The sequence below is a fragment of the Burkholderia sp. 22PA0099 genome (genome assembly GCF_047497165.1).
Taxonomy (GTDB): Bacteria; Pseudomonadota; Gammaproteobacteria; order Burkholderiales; family Burkholderiaceae; genus Burkholderia.
In genome coordinates this window covers 2822769-2840299 of the sequence record NZ_CP163164.1, presented here as the reverse complement: position 1 = coordinate 2840299, position 17531 = coordinate 2822769, and the positions used below count along the sequence as shown (strand labels likewise).

At 67.7% G+C, this 17531-nt stretch carries 8 protein-coding genes and 1 pseudogene; 8 read left to right on the top strand and 1 reads right to left on the bottom strand.

What is annotated here, in order from left to right:
• Positions 1-1424 (top strand): annotated as a pseudogene (locus AB4851_RS12615) (cytochrome-c peroxidase).
• Positions 1425-1588: 164 nt separating this feature from the next.
• On the opposite strand, the gene AB4851_RS12610 reads toward AB4851_RS12615, so the two are convergent.
• Entirely contained in the window at positions 1589-1798 is a 210-nt protein-coding gene (locus tag AB4851_RS12610; RefSeq protein WP_414447478.1) for a hypothetical protein, read from the bottom strand.
• Between the two features lie 16 nt (positions 1799-1814).
• Between AB4851_RS12610 and AB4851_RS12605 the strand changes: the two genes are divergently transcribed.
• From AB4851_RS12605 to AB4851_RS12575, 7 genes are all read left to right on the top strand, one after another.
• Positions 1815-2345, top strand: coding sequence for an N-acetyltransferase family protein (locus AB4851_RS12605; RefSeq protein ID WP_414447477.1), 531 nt, complete (start codon positions 1815-1817; stop codon positions 2343-2345).
• 215 nt (positions 2346-2560) lie between these two features.
• Positions 2561-2986 carry a DUF6916 family protein gene (locus tag AB4851_RS12600; protein WP_414447476.1) on the top strand — a complete coding sequence of 142 codons (426 nt, stop codon included), beginning with the start codon at positions 2561-2563 and terminating at the stop codon, positions 2984-2986.
• Between the two features lie 43 nt (positions 2987-3029).
• Positions 3030-3644: a phage tail protein gene (locus AB4851_RS12595; protein WP_414447475.1), complete on the top strand. Its 615-nt coding sequence runs from the start codon at positions 3030-3032 to the stop codon at positions 3642-3644.
• A gap of 97 nt (positions 3645-3741) precedes the next feature.
• On the top strand, positions 3742-13629 hold the full coding sequence (locus AB4851_RS12590) for a DUF4347 domain-containing protein (RefSeq protein ID WP_414447474.1): 9888 nt from the start codon (positions 3742-3744) through the stop codon (positions 13627-13629).
• A complete protein-coding gene (locus AB4851_RS12585) occupies positions 13626-15275 on the top strand; it encodes a TolC family protein (protein ID WP_414447473.1) in 1650 nt (549 codons plus the stop codon). The genes AB4851_RS12590 and AB4851_RS12585 overlap by 4 nt, the downstream gene beginning before the upstream one ends.
• A complete protein-coding gene (locus AB4851_RS12580) occupies positions 15272-16075 on the top strand; it encodes an efflux RND transporter periplasmic adaptor subunit (RefSeq protein ID WP_414447472.1) in 804 nt (267 codons plus the stop codon). Before AB4851_RS12585 ends, AB4851_RS12580 begins: the two co-directional genes overlap by 4 nt.
• A gap of 4 nt (positions 16076-16079) precedes the next feature.
• Positions 16080-17522 (top strand): efflux RND transporter periplasmic adaptor subunit, encoded by a 1443-nt coding sequence (locus AB4851_RS12575; protein WP_414447471.1) that lies wholly within the window; start codon positions 16080-16082, stop codon positions 17520-17522.
• Positions 17523-17531: the final 9 nt, after the last annotated feature.

Sequence of the window (17531 nt, the reverse complement as noted above, 5' to 3'; positions counted from 1 at the left end):
ATGAACGCTACCGTCACGCCAGTCGTTCCGCCCTCTTCCCCGGCACCGCGCCGCCGCACCCTGCGCAACGCCGCGCTGACGATCCTCGGCGCCGCCGTGCTCGCCGCGGTCGGCTACGCCGGCTATGCCGTTGCCTACCCGGCCAGCGTGCCCGACGCCGTGGGCGAGATCGTCGAGAACCTGACGGGCGCGAATCCGCATCCGGTGACGCTGCAACGCCCCCCATGCAGCCGCTTTCGGCGGTGGCGCTGATCGGCAAGCAGTTGTTCTTCGACCCGATGCTGTCGGCATCGGGCAAGCTCTCGTGCGCCTCGTGCCACAGCCCGGCGCACGCCTACGGCCCGCCGAACGGGCTCGACGCCCAGCTCGGCGGCACCAACATGAAGCTGCAGGGCTACCGCCCGCCGCCGTCGCTGAAGTACCTGGAGCGCCAGCCGAACTTCAGCATCGGCCCGGACGCCGGCGAGAACGACGCGGCGGCCACCGTCCAGCAGCTCGCCACGCAGAACGCGGGCGTGGTGAAGAACCAGAAGACGGCCGGCGGCGCGGCCTCGGTGCAGATGGTGCCGCAGGGCGGCCTGTTCTGGGACGGCCGCGCCGACACGCTCCAGCAGCAGGCGTTCGGCCCGCTGCTGAATTCGGTCGAAATGGCCAACCCGGACACCGACAGCGTGCTCAAGCGCGTCGAGGCCAGCCAGTACGCGAAGCCGCTCAAGCAACTGTTCGGCGAATCCTTGTTCAGCAACCCGCAACTGGCGATCTCGGAAGTGATGTTCGCGATCGCGCGCTACCAGTTCGAGGATCCATCCTTTCATCCGTACAACAGCAAGTACGACCAGTGGCTCGAAGGCAAGGCGCGCCTGACGCACGCCGAACTGAATGGGCTGCGCCTGTTCAACGATCCGGACAAGGCCAACTGCGCGGGCTGCCACCTGTCGCAGCCGACCCCGGACGGCCTGCCGCCGATGTTCACCGATTACCAGTACGAGGCGCTCGGCCTGCCGCGCAACCACGCGCTGGACCAGAACAAGGACCCGGCGTTCTTCGATATCGGCGTGTGCGGCCCGTTCCGTACCGACCTGAAGGATCAGTCGCAGTACTGCTCGATGTTCCTGACGCCGACGCTGCGCAACTCGGCCACGCGCCAGGTGTTCTTCCACAACGGCATTTATCACGACCTGCAGCACGTGATGGATTTCTACAACGAGCGCAACACCAATCCGGGCAAGTTCTACCCGCGCGGCGCCGACGGCAAGGTGCAGAAATACGACGACATCCCGGCCAAGTACCAGGCCAACGTCGACGTGACCGATGCCCCGTTCGACCGCAAGTTCGGCGATCAGCCGGCCATGACGCAGGCCGACATCAAGGACATCATCGCGTTCCTGCACACGCTGAACGACGAGCCCGTGACGACGCACTGACGCTCGCACGTTCCGCCGCGCCGCCACGGGCGGCACGGCGCCGTGTCGCCCACATGAAAATCCCCCGCTTCGCGGGGGATTTTTTTTGCGCGCTTGGTGGCGTTTTTTGATCGCAAATCGAGTTGCCTATGCAATTTCTCTATTTTTTGAAAAAGTGTTTCGAATCAGTCCCCGAAAACGTTTGTTTTATTTTTTCCAATGCCGGGCATTGGGGCAATCACTGAATCCGGCTTAATAAAATCCAGTTGCCGCTCATCAGACAATTGGATAGCATCCCGAAAGTAAATTTTTCCAGCCGTGCATTTAACTTTTTCAGGCGTCATGAAATCCGTCCCGGCATCTGTCCCAGCAGTGAATTCGGCACCCGCAAACATTTGCGCGCAATCCGAATTGACATTGCACGCAGCCACGCCGGATGACGACGCGTTTCTGAGCGAAGTTTTCGTCAGCACGCGCCGCGAGGAATTCAAGCGTACCGGCTGGCCGCCCGAACGCATCGACGCGTTCCTGCACGAGCAGTCGCGGTTGCAGCAAACCTACTATCGCGAGCACTACCCGCATGGCTGCTTCGACGTGGTGGCGCTCGACGGCCAGCCCGTGGGCCGCCTGTACCACGCCTGGCGGCCCGCGCAGCTCGGCGACGAGGTGCGCGTGATCGACATCGCCCTGCTGCCCGCCCGGCGTGGCGCCGGCCTCGGCACACGGCTCATGCACGCGGTGCTGGCCGAGGCGGCCGCGCAGGGCCTGCCGGTCAGCCTCAGCGTGGAACCGGACAATCCGGTGCAATCCCTGTATCAGCGGCTGGGTTTTCGGAAAACCGGTTCGACCGGCGTGTACGACTCAATGCGGCGTGACGCGGCGCCGTTCGATCGGCCGGCCGAGGCGCTGGCATCGTTACGCCGCGTTACCACAGCGGCATGATGAAAAATAAATCGTGACAGTTTCGCAAATTCGCATGTAACCCTAAAGAAAGCGTCATGGATGGCGTTAACCGATCCAGACACATAGCGAAGTGATAATCGAAACCTTATTTCCGAGGTTTTAAAAAAAGTCGTCACGGGAATACGGTCCCGTGAAAAAAATGCAAAAGGAACCGTTGCGGAGTTATGGCCCGGATACACGAGGCCGAGCCCGAAATGGATCACAAGGATCGCCGATCGGCCTGCCAGGGGGTGTGGACGACCGGCGGGCGTACGGACCAACGCCTGGGAATTGATGTGTCGGAACTGCCTACCCACGACGAGTTGAAAGGCCTGATCGGCCAGGTCCTCGTCATCTCGACGGCCGACGAGGCCGCCGTGCCGCTGACGCAGACGCGTCTCACCGAGGCGCCGGACGGCGTCGCGATGAATCCGGCCCATACCTGCTATCTCGCTCATTTCGAACTGCCGATCGACGTACGGCTGCCGCAGGACACCTATCGGTTCGGCGCGCCGGATGGCCGTGCCTGGCTGCTGTTCGTGACCCCGACGCGCCCGCTCGATACCGGCGCCGGCACGTTGTGCGCCGTGATTCATAGCCGCGTCGAGCCGGACACGCCGGCCGGCGCGCAAGCCTCATAACAACACCCGTCACTTTCCCCACCGACCTCCTTCAGGAGTCAACATGTCCGATCAGTATCTTGGCGAAATCCGCATGGTCGCTTTCGACTTTGCGCCCTATGGCTGGGCGCTCTGTCAGGGCCAGATTATTTCGATTGCGCAGAACAACGCGCTGTTCGCCTTGCTCGGCACCAATTACGGCGGCACCGGCACCAGCACCTTCGGCCTGCCGAACATGATGGGCCGCAGCCCGGTCGGCACCGGCCAAGGCGCCGGCCTGCAAAACATCGTGATCGGCGAATCGTCGGGCACGGAAACGACGACGCTGCTCAGCTCCAACATGCCGATCCACACGCACGCTGCGATCGTAACGGGCGGCGGCGGCACCAGCACCGTGTCGATCTCGATCCCGGCCACCACCGCCACCACGGCGCCGCAATCGGTGCCGGGCAGCAACATGGTGCTCGGCCCGGGCGCATCGAGCGGCCACACGGCCACCGTGTACAGCACCGCCGCACCGAACACGAACCTGCTGCCGTTCAACGCGAGCGTGACGATGGCGCCCCCGTCGATCACCAACTCGACGGCCGGTGGCAGCCTGCCGTTCTCGATCCGCAATCCGTACCTCGGCCTGACGTTCATCATCGCGATGCAGGGCGTCTACCCGACGCGCGGCTAAGCAGGTCGTTCGCATCACACATTGCCCGGGCTCGCGTATCGGCCCGGGAGCGCAAGCGCGGCATGGGCCGGGCGCCGCACAGAGGAGAGTCACCGTCATGAAGATCATCAAGCAATGGCTGGCGCGTCAGAATCAGGACGCCGGCCGGCCCACGCCGCGGGTCGCGGCCTCTCCCCTGTTGCTCGCGCTCGAACCGCGTGTCGTGTACGACGCCTCCGTGGCGGCCATTGCCGCCCAGCCGCACGCGCATGAACACGCGCAGGCGGAAACGCATCGCAGCACCGAAACCCATACCGAGGTCGCGGCGGCCAACAGCGCAAACAGCGCGTCGGCCTCGAGCGCCCCGGTGGACAAGCCCGTGCGCAGCGCGGCGCGCTCCACCAGCGATCCGGCCTCCAGCACCACCGGCTCGGCCGGCACCACGGACACCCCCACGCAGGACACGCGTGCGGTCAAGAACGACATCAGCACCGAGATGCCGTCGACCCAGCAGACCCAGGTGGTGTTCATCAATTCGAACGTCGACAACTACCAGACGCTGATCGACGGGCTGCCGGCGGGCACGCAGTACGTGGTACTCGACGCCAATTCCGACGGCCTCGCCCAGATCGCGCAATATCTGCAAACGCACAAGGGCGTGGATTCGATCGCCCTGATCTCGCACGGCAACGACGCCGTGTTCGAGGTCGGCTCGACCCAGATCACCAATGCCAGCCTGGCGACCTACAGCGCGGAACTGGCCCAGATCAGCGCGGCGATGAACCCGGGCGGCGATTTCCTGATCTACGGCTGCGACGTCGCCCAGCAGGCCGACGGTCAGGCGCTGATCCAGCAGATCGCCGCCATCACCCACCTGAACGTGGCGGCCTCGGCCGACCCGACGGGCGCCGCCGCACTCGGCGGCAACTGGACGCTCGAATACCAGGTTGGCGACGTGCATTCGGCGCTGGTCGAATCGGCAAGCGCGCAGGCGCAGTTCAACGAACTGCTGTTCGACACCAACACGCCGGGGCACGAGTACTACGACCAGGCAGCCCAGGACCAATTCAAGGCGCTCGGCTCGTCGCAGTTCACGCTCGACGGCATTGTCTACACGCTCGACCAGGCCGCCAACACGCTTGCCTACAACCCGTCCAATGCCCCGAACGGCAGCAGCGGCAGCGATCTGAGCACCGGGCCGGACGACGGCGTACTCAGCATCAATGACGATGGCGGGTCGGCGATGAGCAACGTGACCATCTCGCTCGCCAACGGCCATACGTTCAACCTTCAGCAATTCGAGCTGAGTTCGTTCAACGGCGACCTGTTCATTGTGGCGCACTACGCCAACGGCACGTCGAGCCAGCCGATCCAGCTCGCCACGGCCGCCGTGGGCGGCTTCGACGGCGCGGTGCAGTCCCAGCTCGGCAGCGCGTTCAACAATATCGTGTCGTTTTCGCTGATCGACCAGAACGATTCGGGCAGCTTCGAGGTTCAACTCAACAACCTGTTCTACACCGACACCGGCCCGACCGTCACCACCAGCACCTCGCCCGCCAGCACGGCCTGGAGCTCGGCCGACAACGGTGCCGGCACGGGCGGCGCGCCGGTGGCCGTCGACGCGGGCCTGACGCTCAGCGATGGCGGTTCGTCCACGGCCAAGACGGCCACCATCTCGATCACCAATTTCCAGACCGGCGACGTGCTCGGCTTCACGGCGCAGAACGGCATCACCGGCACCTATAACGCGACCACCGGCACGCTGACGCTCTCCACCGGCGCCGGCACCGCGACCATCGCGCAATGGCAGGCCGCGCTCGAGTCGGTGACCTACTCCAGCTCGCTGACCTCGCCAAACCTCAACACCACCACGCGCACCGTGTCGTTCTCGTTCAACGACGGCACCTTCGGCAGCAACACCGCCACCCGCAACGTGTCGATCACGGCCACCGACCAGTCGCCAGTGCTCACCAACAGCGGCTCGGCCAGCTACAGCTACCTCGTCGGCTCGAGCGCCGCCGCGGTCGGTTCCAGCGTTCGCGTCAGCGATGCCGACAACACCACGTTCCGCAGCGCCACCATCACGATCGACAGCGGCTACGCATCGGGCGACATCCTCAACTTCCAGGCACAGAACGGCATTTCCGCGAGCTACAGCGGCGGCGTGCTGCACCTGACCTCGGGCAACGGCGTCACGCTCGCGCAATGGCAAACCGCACTCGATTCGATCACGTTTTCGACCACGAGCAGCTCCACCGCCCAGCGCGACGTCTCGTTCACGATCAACGACGGTACCAAGGACAGCATCGCGCTGCATAACACGGTCAATGTCGCGGCCGGCCCGACGGTCACCCCCGACAGCGGCTCGGCCTCGTTCGTGACCGGCGACAACACGGCCTCGACGCCGGTGGCGGTGGATTCCGGCATCGTGATCAGCGACGGCGCCAGCAGCACGCTCGACACAGCCACGATCAGCATCACCGGCAACTTCCAGGTCGGTCATGACCAGTTGTTGTTCACCAACAATCCGGCAACGATGGGCGACATCGAAGGCAGCTACAACACCAGCACCGGCGTGCTCATGCTGTTCTCGTCAAGCGACACCGCCACGCTCGCGCAGTTCCAGGCCGCGATGCGCTCCGTCACGTTCACCAGCGACCTGGTCGTGCCGTCGAACGCGACGCGCACCCTGAGCTTCCAGATCAGCGACGACACCCAATTCAGCCCGGTGGCCACCCGCACGCTGACCGTGACCGACACCGACCAGACGCCGATCCTCGGCAGCGGCGGCAATACGGTCGGCTTCACGGCGGCCGACAACACCACCTCCACGCCGGTGGTGGTCAACAGCTCGATCACCGTGGCCGATGCGGACGGCGGCCCGATTCGCACGGGCACCATCACGATCAGCGGCAACTACCAGGCCACCGACTCCCTGCAGTTCACCGCCAACGCCACGCTTTACGGCGATATCAGCGGCGCGTATACGAACGGCACGCTGACCCTGACCGGGTCCACCGCCACGCTCGCGCAATGGCAGGCCGCGATGCGCTCGATCGCCTTCACGTCGAGCGCCGTCACGCCGTCGAACGCCTCGCGCACCGTTTCGTTCACCGTCAGCGACGGCACCAAGACCAGCACCGCGGTGACCAGCACGGTGACCGTGACCGACACCGACCAGACGCCGCTGATCACCGGCTCCAGCGGCACCGTCACGCTGACCCAGGGCGACAACACCAATTCCACGCCGGTCACGGTGGACAACGGCATCGTGGTGTCCGACCGCGACAACACCACGCTGGCCTCGGCCACCGTCTCGATCGGCAGCTACGACAGCGCCTCCGGCGACGTGCTGCAGTTCGTGGCCAATCCGTCCACGATGGGCAACATCAGCGGCACCTATTCGAACGGCGTACTGACGCTGACCTCGGCGGGCGCCAACGCCACGCTCGCGCAATGGCAGGCGGCACTGCGTTCGATCCAGTTCCAGAACTTCTCGGCGGTGCCGAGCACCACGCCGCGCGTGATCGGCTTCGTGATCAACGACAGCGCCAAGACCAGCACCGCCTGGACCCGCACGGTGGACGTGGCGCTGACCGACCAGACCCCGCTGCTCGCCACCAGCGGCGGCAACACCACCTTCACCTCGGGCGACAACACCGCCTCGACGCCGGTGGCCGTGGATACCGGCCTCACGCTGAGCGACAGCGACAGCGCCACGATGGCCTCGGCCACCGTGGCGGTCACCGGCAACTACCAGCAGGGCGAGGACGTGCTCGCGCTGGGCAGCGGTTCGTTCGGCGACATCACCGCCAGCTTCAACGCCGGCACCGGCGTGCTCACGCTGACTTCGGCCGGCGCCTCGACCACCGCGCAGTGGACCGCCGCGCTGCGCTCGGTCACCTATACCGATACGGCCGTCACGCCGACCAGCGCCACCCGTACGATTTCGTTCGCGGTGAGCGACGGCACCAAGCTCAGCGCAAACGAGACCAAGTCGATCACCGTGGTGGCCACCCACCAGACGCCGGTCCTGACCTCGGGTTCCACCACCAGCCAGAACTATCTGCCGGGCAACTCGGCCAGCAACATCGACAGCAGCATCTCGCTCACCGACCTCAACGTCGGCAGCCCCTCGGCGCTGGTCTCGCTGACGATCACGGTGCGGATCACCTCGGGCTTCCAGAGCGGCGACATCCTGGCCTTCAGCGGCCTGGGCTCGGTGCCGACCAACGGCATCAGCCCGAGCTACAACCCGGCCACCGGCACGCTGACGATCACCTCCACCGGCGGCACGCTCGCGCAATGGCAGAGCGTGCTCGACAACCTGCAGTTCGAGACCGGCAGCAACGCGCCGCTGGGCGCGCGCGCGATCTCGATCACGGTCAGCGACGGCGTGAAGACCAGCACGGCCGCCACCTATTCGATCGACGTGATCAGCTCCGCCCCGGCGCTGGCCACCACCAGCACCGGCAGCGCCAGCTTCGTGGCCGGCGACAACAGCGCCTCCACGCCGGTGGCGATCGATCCGAACCTGACGGTGGCCGATCCGCTCGGCGACGTGGTGGACACCGCGATCGTCGCGATCACGGGCAACCTGCATTCCGGCGAGGATGTGCTCAACTTCACCAACGACGGCATCACGATGGGGGACATCACCGGCACCTTCAACGCGCTGACCGGCGTGCTGGTGATGACGTCGTCGAGCGGCACGGCCACCCTCGCGCAGTGGCAGGCCGCGCTGCATGCGGTGACCTATACCGACACGGCGATCACGCCGACCACGTCCACCCGCAGCGTCGACATCACGCTCAGCGCCGGCGCGCAGACCAGCAACACGCTCACGCGCACCATCACGGTGGCCGACACCGACCAGACGCCGATCATCAGCACCGGCAGCGTCGGCTCGGCCTCGTTCGTGGCCGCCGACAACGCGACCTCCACGCCGGTCGCGATCGACAACGGCATCTCGCTGTCCGATCTGGACACCACCACGCTGGCCTCGGCCACCGTGCAGGTCGGCACAGGCTTCCACGCCGGCGAGGACGTGCTCGGCTTCACCAACGACGGCCTCACGATGGGCAATATCACGGCCTCGTACGACGCGGTGCACGGCACGCTCACGCTGACCTCGGCCACCGCCAGCGCCACGCTCGCGCAATGGCAGGCCGCGCTGAACGCCGTCACCTACACCGACACCGCCGTCACGCCCGACACCACCACCCGCACCATCAGCTTCACGGTCAACGACGGAGTCAAGACCAGCACCGCGTATTCGCGCGACGTGACGGTGGCCGACACCGACCAGACGCCGATCATCTCGACCGGCAGCACCGGCTCGGCCGCCTTCGTGGCCGGCGACAACGTCGGCTCCACGCCGGTGGTCATCGACAACGGCATCGTGGTGAGCGACCTCGACAACGGCACGCTGGCCTCGGCGACGTTCCAGATCGGCGCGGGCTTCCACGCCGGCGAAGACGTGCTCGGTTTCATCAACGACGGCGCGACGATGGGCAACATCACCGCCAACTACGACGCCGCCACCGGCACGCTCACGCTGACCTCGGTCGGCGCGTTCGCCACGCTCACGCAATGGCAGGCCGCGCTGCGCTCGGTGACCTATACCGATACGGCCATCACGCCCGACACCGCCACCCGCACCATCAGCTTCACGGTGAACGACGGCGTCAAGACCAGCACCGCGCTGTCGCGCGACGTCACGGTGGCCGATACCGACCAGACGCCGATCGTCGGCTCGTCCAGCATCGGCTCGGCCACCTTCGTGTCCGCCGACAACGCGCCGTCCACGCCGGTCGCGATCGACAACGGCATCGCGCTGTCCGATCTCGACAACGCCACGCTGGCTTCGGCCACCGTGCAGATCGGCAGCGGCTTCCATGCCGGCGAGGACGTGCTGTCGTTCATCAACGACGGCTCGATGGGCAACATTGCGGCCTCGTACGACGCCGCCACCGGCACGCTCACGCTGACCTCGGCCACCGGCAGCGCCACGGTCGCGCAATGGCAGGCGGCACTGCAATCGGTCACCTACACCGATACCGCCGTCACGCCGAATACCGCCACCCGCACCATCGACTTCACGGTCAGCGACGGCACCAAGACCAGCGCCGCCTACTCGCGCGACGTCGATGTCACCGGCACGGACCAGACGCCGACCCTCACGACCGGCAGCTCCGGCTCCGCCGCCTTCGTGGCCGGCGACAACGTCGCCTCCACGCCGGTGGCGATCGACGGCGGCATCGTGGTGAGCGACCTCGACAACGGCACGCTGGCCTCGGCCACATTCCAGATCGGCGCGGGCTTCCACGCCGGCGAGGACGTGCTCGGCTTCATCAACGACGGCGCGACGATGGGCAACATCAGCGCCAACTACGACGCCGCCACCGGCACGCTCACGCTGAGCTCGGTCGGTGCCAGCGCCACGCTCGCGCAATGGCAGGCCGCGCTGCGCTCGGTCACCTACACCGACACCGCCGTCACGCCGGACACCGCCACCCGCACCATCAGCTTCACGGTCAGCGACGGCGCCAAGACGAGCACCGCGCTGTCGCGCAACGTCACCGTGGCCGATACCGACCAGACGCCGATCGTCGGCTCGTCGAGCACCGGTTCGGCCTCGTTCGTGTCCGCCGACAACGCCACGTCCACGCCGATCGCGATCGACAACGGCATCACGCTGTCCGATCTCGACAACGCCACGCTGGCCTCGGCCACCGTGCAGATCGGCAGCGGCTTCCATGCCGGCGAGGACGTGCTGTCGTTCACCAACGACGGCGCCACGATGGGCAACATCACCGCCTCGTACAACGCCGCCACCGGCACGCTCACGCTGACTTCGGCCACCGGCAGCGCCACGCTCGCGCAATGGCAGGCCGCGCTGCAATCGGTCACCTACACCGATACCGCCGTCACGCCCGACTCGGCCACCCGCACCATCGGCTTCTCGGTCAGCGACGGCACCAAGGCCAGCGCCGTCCACTCGCGCGACGTGTCCATTACCGACACCGACCAGACGCCGCTGATCAGTTCGTCGAGCACCGGCTCGGCCGCGTTCACGGCCGGCGACAACGTCACCTCCACGCCGGTGGTGATCGACAACGGCATCGGGCTGAACGACCTCGACAACGCCACGCTGGCTTCGGCCACCGTGCAGATCGGTGCGGGCTTCCATGCCGGCGAGGACGTGCTCGCGTTCACCAACGACGGCTCGATGGGCAACATCACCGCGTCGTACAACGCCGCCACCGGCACGCTCACGCTGACCTCGGCCGGCAACACCGCCACGCTCGCGCAATTCCAGGCCGCGCTGCGTTCGGTCACCTACACCGATACGGCCGTCACGCCCGATACCGCCACCCGCACCATCGGCTTCTCGGTCAACGACGGCACCAAGTCGAGCGCCGTCCTGACGCGCACCGTGACCGTGGCGGATGTCGACCAGACGCCGCTGATCGGCTCGGGCAGCACGGGCTCGGCCACGTTCGTGGCCGGCGACAACGCCACCTCCACGCCGGTGACGATCGACAACGGCATCACGCTCTCCGACCGCGACAACTCCACGTTCGCCTCGGCCACCGTGCAGATCGGCAGCGGCTTCCGCGCTGGCGAAGACGTGCTGGCGTTCACCAACGACGGCGCCACGATGGGCAACATCACCGCCTCGTACAACGCCGCCACCGGCACGCTCACGCTGAGTTCGGCCGGCTCGCTGGCCTCGCTCGCGCAATGGCAGGCCGCGCTGCGTTCGGTCACCTACACCGACACCGCCGTCACGCCGGCCACCGCCGCACGCACGCTGATCTTTTCGGTCAACGACGGCGTGAAGACCAGCGCACCGTACGTGCGCACGGTGACCGTGGCCGACACCGACCAGACGCCGCTGATCGGCTCGACCAGCACCGGTTCGGCCGCGTTCACGGCCGGCGACAACGTCGCCTCCACGCCGGTGGTGATCGACAACGGCATCACGCTGTCCGACCGCGACAACTCCACGTTCGCCTCGGCCACCGTGCAGATCGGCGCGGGCTTCGCGGCCGGCGAGGACGTGCTGGCGTTCACCAACGACGGCGCCACGATGGGCAACATCACCGCCTCGTACAACGCCGCCACCGGCACGCTCACGTTGAGTTCGGCCGGTTCGCTCGCCTCGCTCGCGCAATGGCAGGCCGCGCTGCGTTCGGTCACCTACACCGACACCGCCGTCACGCCGGCCGCCGCCACGCGCAGCATCAGCTTCAGCGTGAACGACGGCGAGAAGTCGAGCGCCGCGATCTCGCGCACCGTGACCGTGACCGACGTGGACCAGACGCCGGTCGCGACGCCGGGCAGCACCGGCTCGGTGGCCTTCGTGTCCGGCGACAACGTGGTGTCCACGCCGGTGGCGATCGCCAGCGGCATCACGCTGACGGACCGCGACAACGCCACGCTGGCCTCGGCCACCGTGCAGATCGGCGCGGGCTTCCGTGCCACGGAGGATGTGCTCGCATTCGCCAACGACGGCGCCACGATGGGCAACATCACGGCCAGCTACGACGCCACCACCGGCACGCTCACGCTGAGTTCGGCCGGCTCGACCGCCACGCTCGCGCAATGGCAGGCCGCGCTGCGTTCGGTCACCTACACCGATACGGCCGTCACGCCGAACACGGCGGCGCGCACGGTGATCGTCTCCGTAAACGACGGCGTCAAGACCAGCGCGCCGATCACGCGCACGGTGACGGTCACGGCCACGCATCAGACGCCGGTGCTCGGCGCCGACGACACGCAACTGAGCTACACCGCCGACGGCAAGACCACCTCGACGGTCGCGGTCGGCACCGGCATCACGCTGACGGACCGTAACGGCAGCCCGCCCACCAGCGCCACGGTGTCGTTCGGCGGCAGCTTCGACGCCCGCCACGACGTGCTGAGTTTCGTGCCGAGCGCGGCCACCGGCGACATCCAGGCCAGCTTCAACGCCGCCACCGGCACGCTCACGCTGGTCTCGGCCAGCGGCACGGCCACCGTCGCGCAATGGCAGGCCGCGCTCACCGCGGTCGGCTACACCGACACGCAAGCCGAGCGCGCCGACGGCACGCGCACCATCGTGTTCTCGATCAGCGACGGCACCAAGACCAGCGCCCCGCTCACGCGCACGCTGCAGATCGTGGGCGTGCCGGCCCAGGTCGGCACGGCGATCCTGCCGCAATGGGTGCTGACGCCCGCCGCGAAGACGCTCGAGCGTGGCAGGGCCATCACCACCGACCTGCTGCGCGCCGCGCCGCTGCTCGCCGCCAACACGCTCGGCAGCTCCGACGGCGTGTCGAACGGGTTGATCGTGCTCGACGCGTTCAACGCGGACGCCAACGGCCTCGGCCGCGACGTCGGCGCCATCACGCCGCGCCAGACCTTCACGTTCGCCACCCACGACGCGCGCTCGAACTCGCTTGGCGACACCTTCGTCCAGCCGCTCGATTCGCTCGTGCCGGCCAGCCTCGACGCCACGCCGTCGGCCGCGCACCTGCTGCCCGCCGTGGATGTCCACCCGCTGCATCAGTCGGGCCAGGGCTTCGCGCTCAACGTCAAGCCGCTGCTGCATGCGCCGAACGCCGCCACCGCGCCGAACCCGGCCGACACCGCCGTCACGCTCGCCAACGGCGCGCCGCTGCCGGCGTGGCTGCACTACGACGCCGCCACCGGCGTGCTGAGCGGCACGCCGCCGGCCGGCGTGCACGAAGTGCGCGTGACGCTGATCCAGCACGACGCCGCCGGCAACCTGGCGCGCCGCGAAGTCGTGATGCGTCTCGACGCGCACGGCCCGGCCGCCAAGGCCCCCGCGCATGGCCCGGCCCATACGCCCGCCGCTCCGCACGCCGCGCTGCCGGCCGCCAAGGCGTCGCTCGCCGCGCAGTTCGCGAATGCACTCGCTTCACTGCACGTCACGCACCAGGACGCCGTGCCGACCGACCGTCAAGCCGCCGCCATCAACGGGGAACGCCGCTCATGAAATCCGCTTTCGCCAATCCACTCGCCCATTTTTCGAAGAGACCCGCTGACGTGAAAAACAAGACGCTCCGGGGACGCGCACCGCGTCCCGCCCTGCTCGCGGCCGCCCTCGCCGTCGTCTGGCTGTCCGGCTGTGCCATCAAGCCGGCCCCGTTCACCGATGCCGAGCGCGCCGACACGGTCCGCACCGACCGCGTGGCGATGTTCTCGAACCAGCAGGCGGTGAGCGGCCCGATCACGCTCGACGAGGCGATGGCCCGCGCGATCCGCTACAACCTCGACCATCGCCTGAAGATGATGGAAGAGGCGCTGGCCCAGCGTCAGCTCGACCTGTCGAACTTCGACCTGCTGCCGAAGCTGACCGCCGCGGCCGGCTACACGAACCGCAACCACGAACTCGCTTCGTCGTCCGAAGGCCTGTACACGCGCGATCAGTCGTTGATTCCGTCGTACTCGACCGACAAGAACAGCCGCACGGCCGACCTGAACCTGTCCTGGAACATCCTCGATTTCGGCGTCAGCTACTTCGAGGCCAAGGAACAGGCCGACCGCGTGCTGGTGCTCGAACAGCGCCGCCGCAAGGTCGTGCAACTGATGATGCAGCAGGTGCGCGAGGCCTATTGGCAAGCGGCCGGCGCGCAGCGCCTGCATGACCGCATCGGCCCGCTGCTCGACCAGGCCGGCTCGGCGCTCGACGATTCGCGCAAGACGCAGGCGCAAGGCCTGCGCTCGCCGATCGAGACGCTGAACTACCAGCACGCGCTGCTCGACCTGATGCGCCAGCTCGAAGCCGTGCGCGACCAGCTGGAGGAAGCCAAGCCGCGTCTGGCCTCCCTGATGAACCTGGAGCCGGGCAAGGACTTCACGCTGGCCGCCGGCAACGATTTCAAGGTGCCGACCTTCGACATGGCCATGCCGAAGATGGAAGACGTGGCGCTGCAACGCCGCCCGGAACTGGTCGAAGCCAGCTACAACGAGCGCATCAGCGTCAACGAAACGCACAAGGCGATGGCCAAGCTGCTGCCGGGCATCGAGTTCAGCCTCGGCGCGCACTACGACAGCAACAGCTTCCTCGTCTACAACGCATGGCGCGCGGCCGGCATCAGCGTGAGCTGGAACCTGCTGAACCTGCTGAACGTGCGCAACATCCGCGGCACGGCCCAGGCCCAGCTCGACGTGGCCAAGATGCAGCGCATGGCGCTGAACATGGCGGTGCTCACGCAGGTGCACGTCGCGCGCAGCGAACTGGCCGCCAAGACGCGCCAGTTCGATCTGTTCAAGCAGATGAACGATGTCGACGGCCAGATCCTCGAACACACGCACAACGCCACCGTCGCCAACGCGCAGGGCAAGCTCGAGGAAATCCGTATCGCCACGCAGGCGATGATGTCGGAGCTGCGCCTGTATCAGAGCTACGGCGAACTCGAAAGTGCCTACGGCCAGATGCTCGCGACGCTCGGTCTCGACCCGGTCAGCGACAAGCTGAACGGCCAGGATCTCGCCTCGATCCAGAAATCGATCGTCGAAGCCCAGCAACGCTGGGACGTGATGGCGCAAGGCGGCGACCTGGCCGCCGCCGTGCCGGCCAAACCGGGCCCGACGCTCACCGCAGCCGCCGCGCTCGACGCAGGAGCCGTACAGAAATGAAGCAGTTCCGGCACTACCGGGCAGCCGGCGCAGCCGCGCTGCTCGTGGCATCACAGTTCGTCCTGGCGGCGCCACCCGCGCCGCCGGCCCCCGCACCGGTTACCGCACCCGTGGCGTCGGCGGCCCCCGCCGCCGGCAACGCCGATTCGCGTATCCGCATCCAGCTCGTCTCGCGCGACCAGGTGGACGTGTCGAGCGAAATCTCCGCGAAGATCGCCTCGCTGCCGTTCCGCGACGGCGATGCGTTCCGCGCCGGGCAGACGCTCGTCACGCTCGACTGTTCGCTGTACAACGCGCAATTGCACAAGGCCCAGGCCGATGCCGACGGCGCGCGCGACCTGCTCGACACCAACCGCAAGCTGCTCGCGCTGCATTCGATCGGCCAGCTGGAAGTGCAGCAGGCGCAGGCCAAGCAGAAGGCCAGCGCCGCCGACGTGGCCTACATGTCGGCCACCGTGCGCAAGTGCGCGATCGCCGCGCCGTTCGACGGCCGCGTGTCCAAGCGCAGCGCCTCGCCGCAGCAGTTCGCCGAACCGGGCAAGCCGCTGCTGACGATCGTCGACACCAGCCATCTCGAACTGAAGATGATCGTGCCGTCGAAGTGGCTGGCCTGGCTCAAGCCGGGCCACGCACTGAGCGTGCAGGTGGACGAAGTCGGCAAGACCTACCCCGCCAAGGTGGCGCGGATCGGCGCACGCGTCGATCCCGTCACGCAGACGGTGGACGTGACCGCCGCGCTCGATTCGGGCGCGCCGGAACTGCTGCCCGGGATGAGCGGCTGGGCTACTTTCGCGCGGTGACGGCATGACGGCAACACGGATGGCGGACGATGCGGCGCAGGTTCGCATCGACGGCCAGCAGCTCGCGCTGCTCTGGCAATTGTCGGCGCGCACGCGCGCCGCGGCGACCGAGACCACGCTCGGCTTCACGATCGTCAACGAGACGCTGGCGCTGGTGCCGTATCGGCAGGCCGCCTGGTGGCGCGGCGACACGCCCGGTCATGTCGCCGCCGTGTCGGGCTTGCCGCAAAGCGACCCGAACGCACCCTACGTGCAGTGGCTCGGCCAGTTGTGCAAGGCGCTCGCGCGCGGCCTGCAAAGCGCGCCGCCCGAAGCCGCCGGCGCCCGCGTGGAAGGCGCGGGCGCGCCCGTGCTGCCCGCGCGCCCGCGCGTGCGCACCTTCACCGCCGCCGATCTGCAGGCCGATGCGCAGCATGTGGCCGACGAATGGAGTGCGTGGTGGCCGGCGCATGGCGCCTGGCTGCCGCTGACCGACCGCGGCGGCCGCGCCGTGGGCGGCGTGGTGTTCGCGCGCGACGACGCCTGGACCGCCACCGACACCGCCCTGCTGACCGAGCTCGGCCAGGTCTGGGCACATGCCTTCGAATCGTTCGCACCGCGCGCCACCTGGCGCGAACGCGCGCGCGTCCTGCTCAAGCCCGGCCGCCAGCAGCGCCGCGTGCTGATCGGCCTGGTCGTGCTGTGCGTGATCCCGGTGCGGCTCACGGTGCTCGCGCCGGCCGAAGTCACGCCGAAGGACCCGTTCGTGGTGCGCGCGCCGCTCGACGGCGTGATCGACCATCTGTACGTGCGGCCGAACCAGCCGGTGCAGAAAGGCACGCCGCTGCTCGGCCTCGACGCCACCACGCTGCAATCGCGCTACGCCGTGGCGCGCAAGGATTTCGACACCGCGCAGGAAGAATTCCGCCAGACCGCCCAGCTTGCCGTCACCGACGACAAGACCCGCCTCGACATGGCCGAGCGCCAGGGCAAGCTCGATCAGAGCCGCGTCGAACTCGACTACACCGCGCGCCAGCTCGCGCGCGTGAGCGTCAGCGCGCAGCGTGCCGGCGTGGCGATCTTCAGCGATCCGAACGAATGGACCGGCAAGGCCGTCGCCGTCGGCGAGAAGATTCTCGTGCTGGCCGACCCGGATCACGTGGAAGTGACCGCGTGGCTGCCGGTGGCCGACAACATCGACATCAAGCCGGGCACCGTGCTCACGCTGTATCCGAAGAGCTCGCCGCTGTCGAGCTACGACGCGCGCATCGATTCGATGGCCTGGCGCGCCGAGCCGACACCCGACGGCGTGCTCGCCTATCGCGTACGTGCCACGCTCGACGCCGGCGACGCCCATGCGCCGCTCGGCGCGATGGGCACCGCGCGCATCCGCGGGCCGTGGGTACCGGCGATCTATTACGTGCTGCGCCGTCCGTTGACGCTGGCTCGCCAGTGGCTCGGCTGGTAAGTCGGGAAT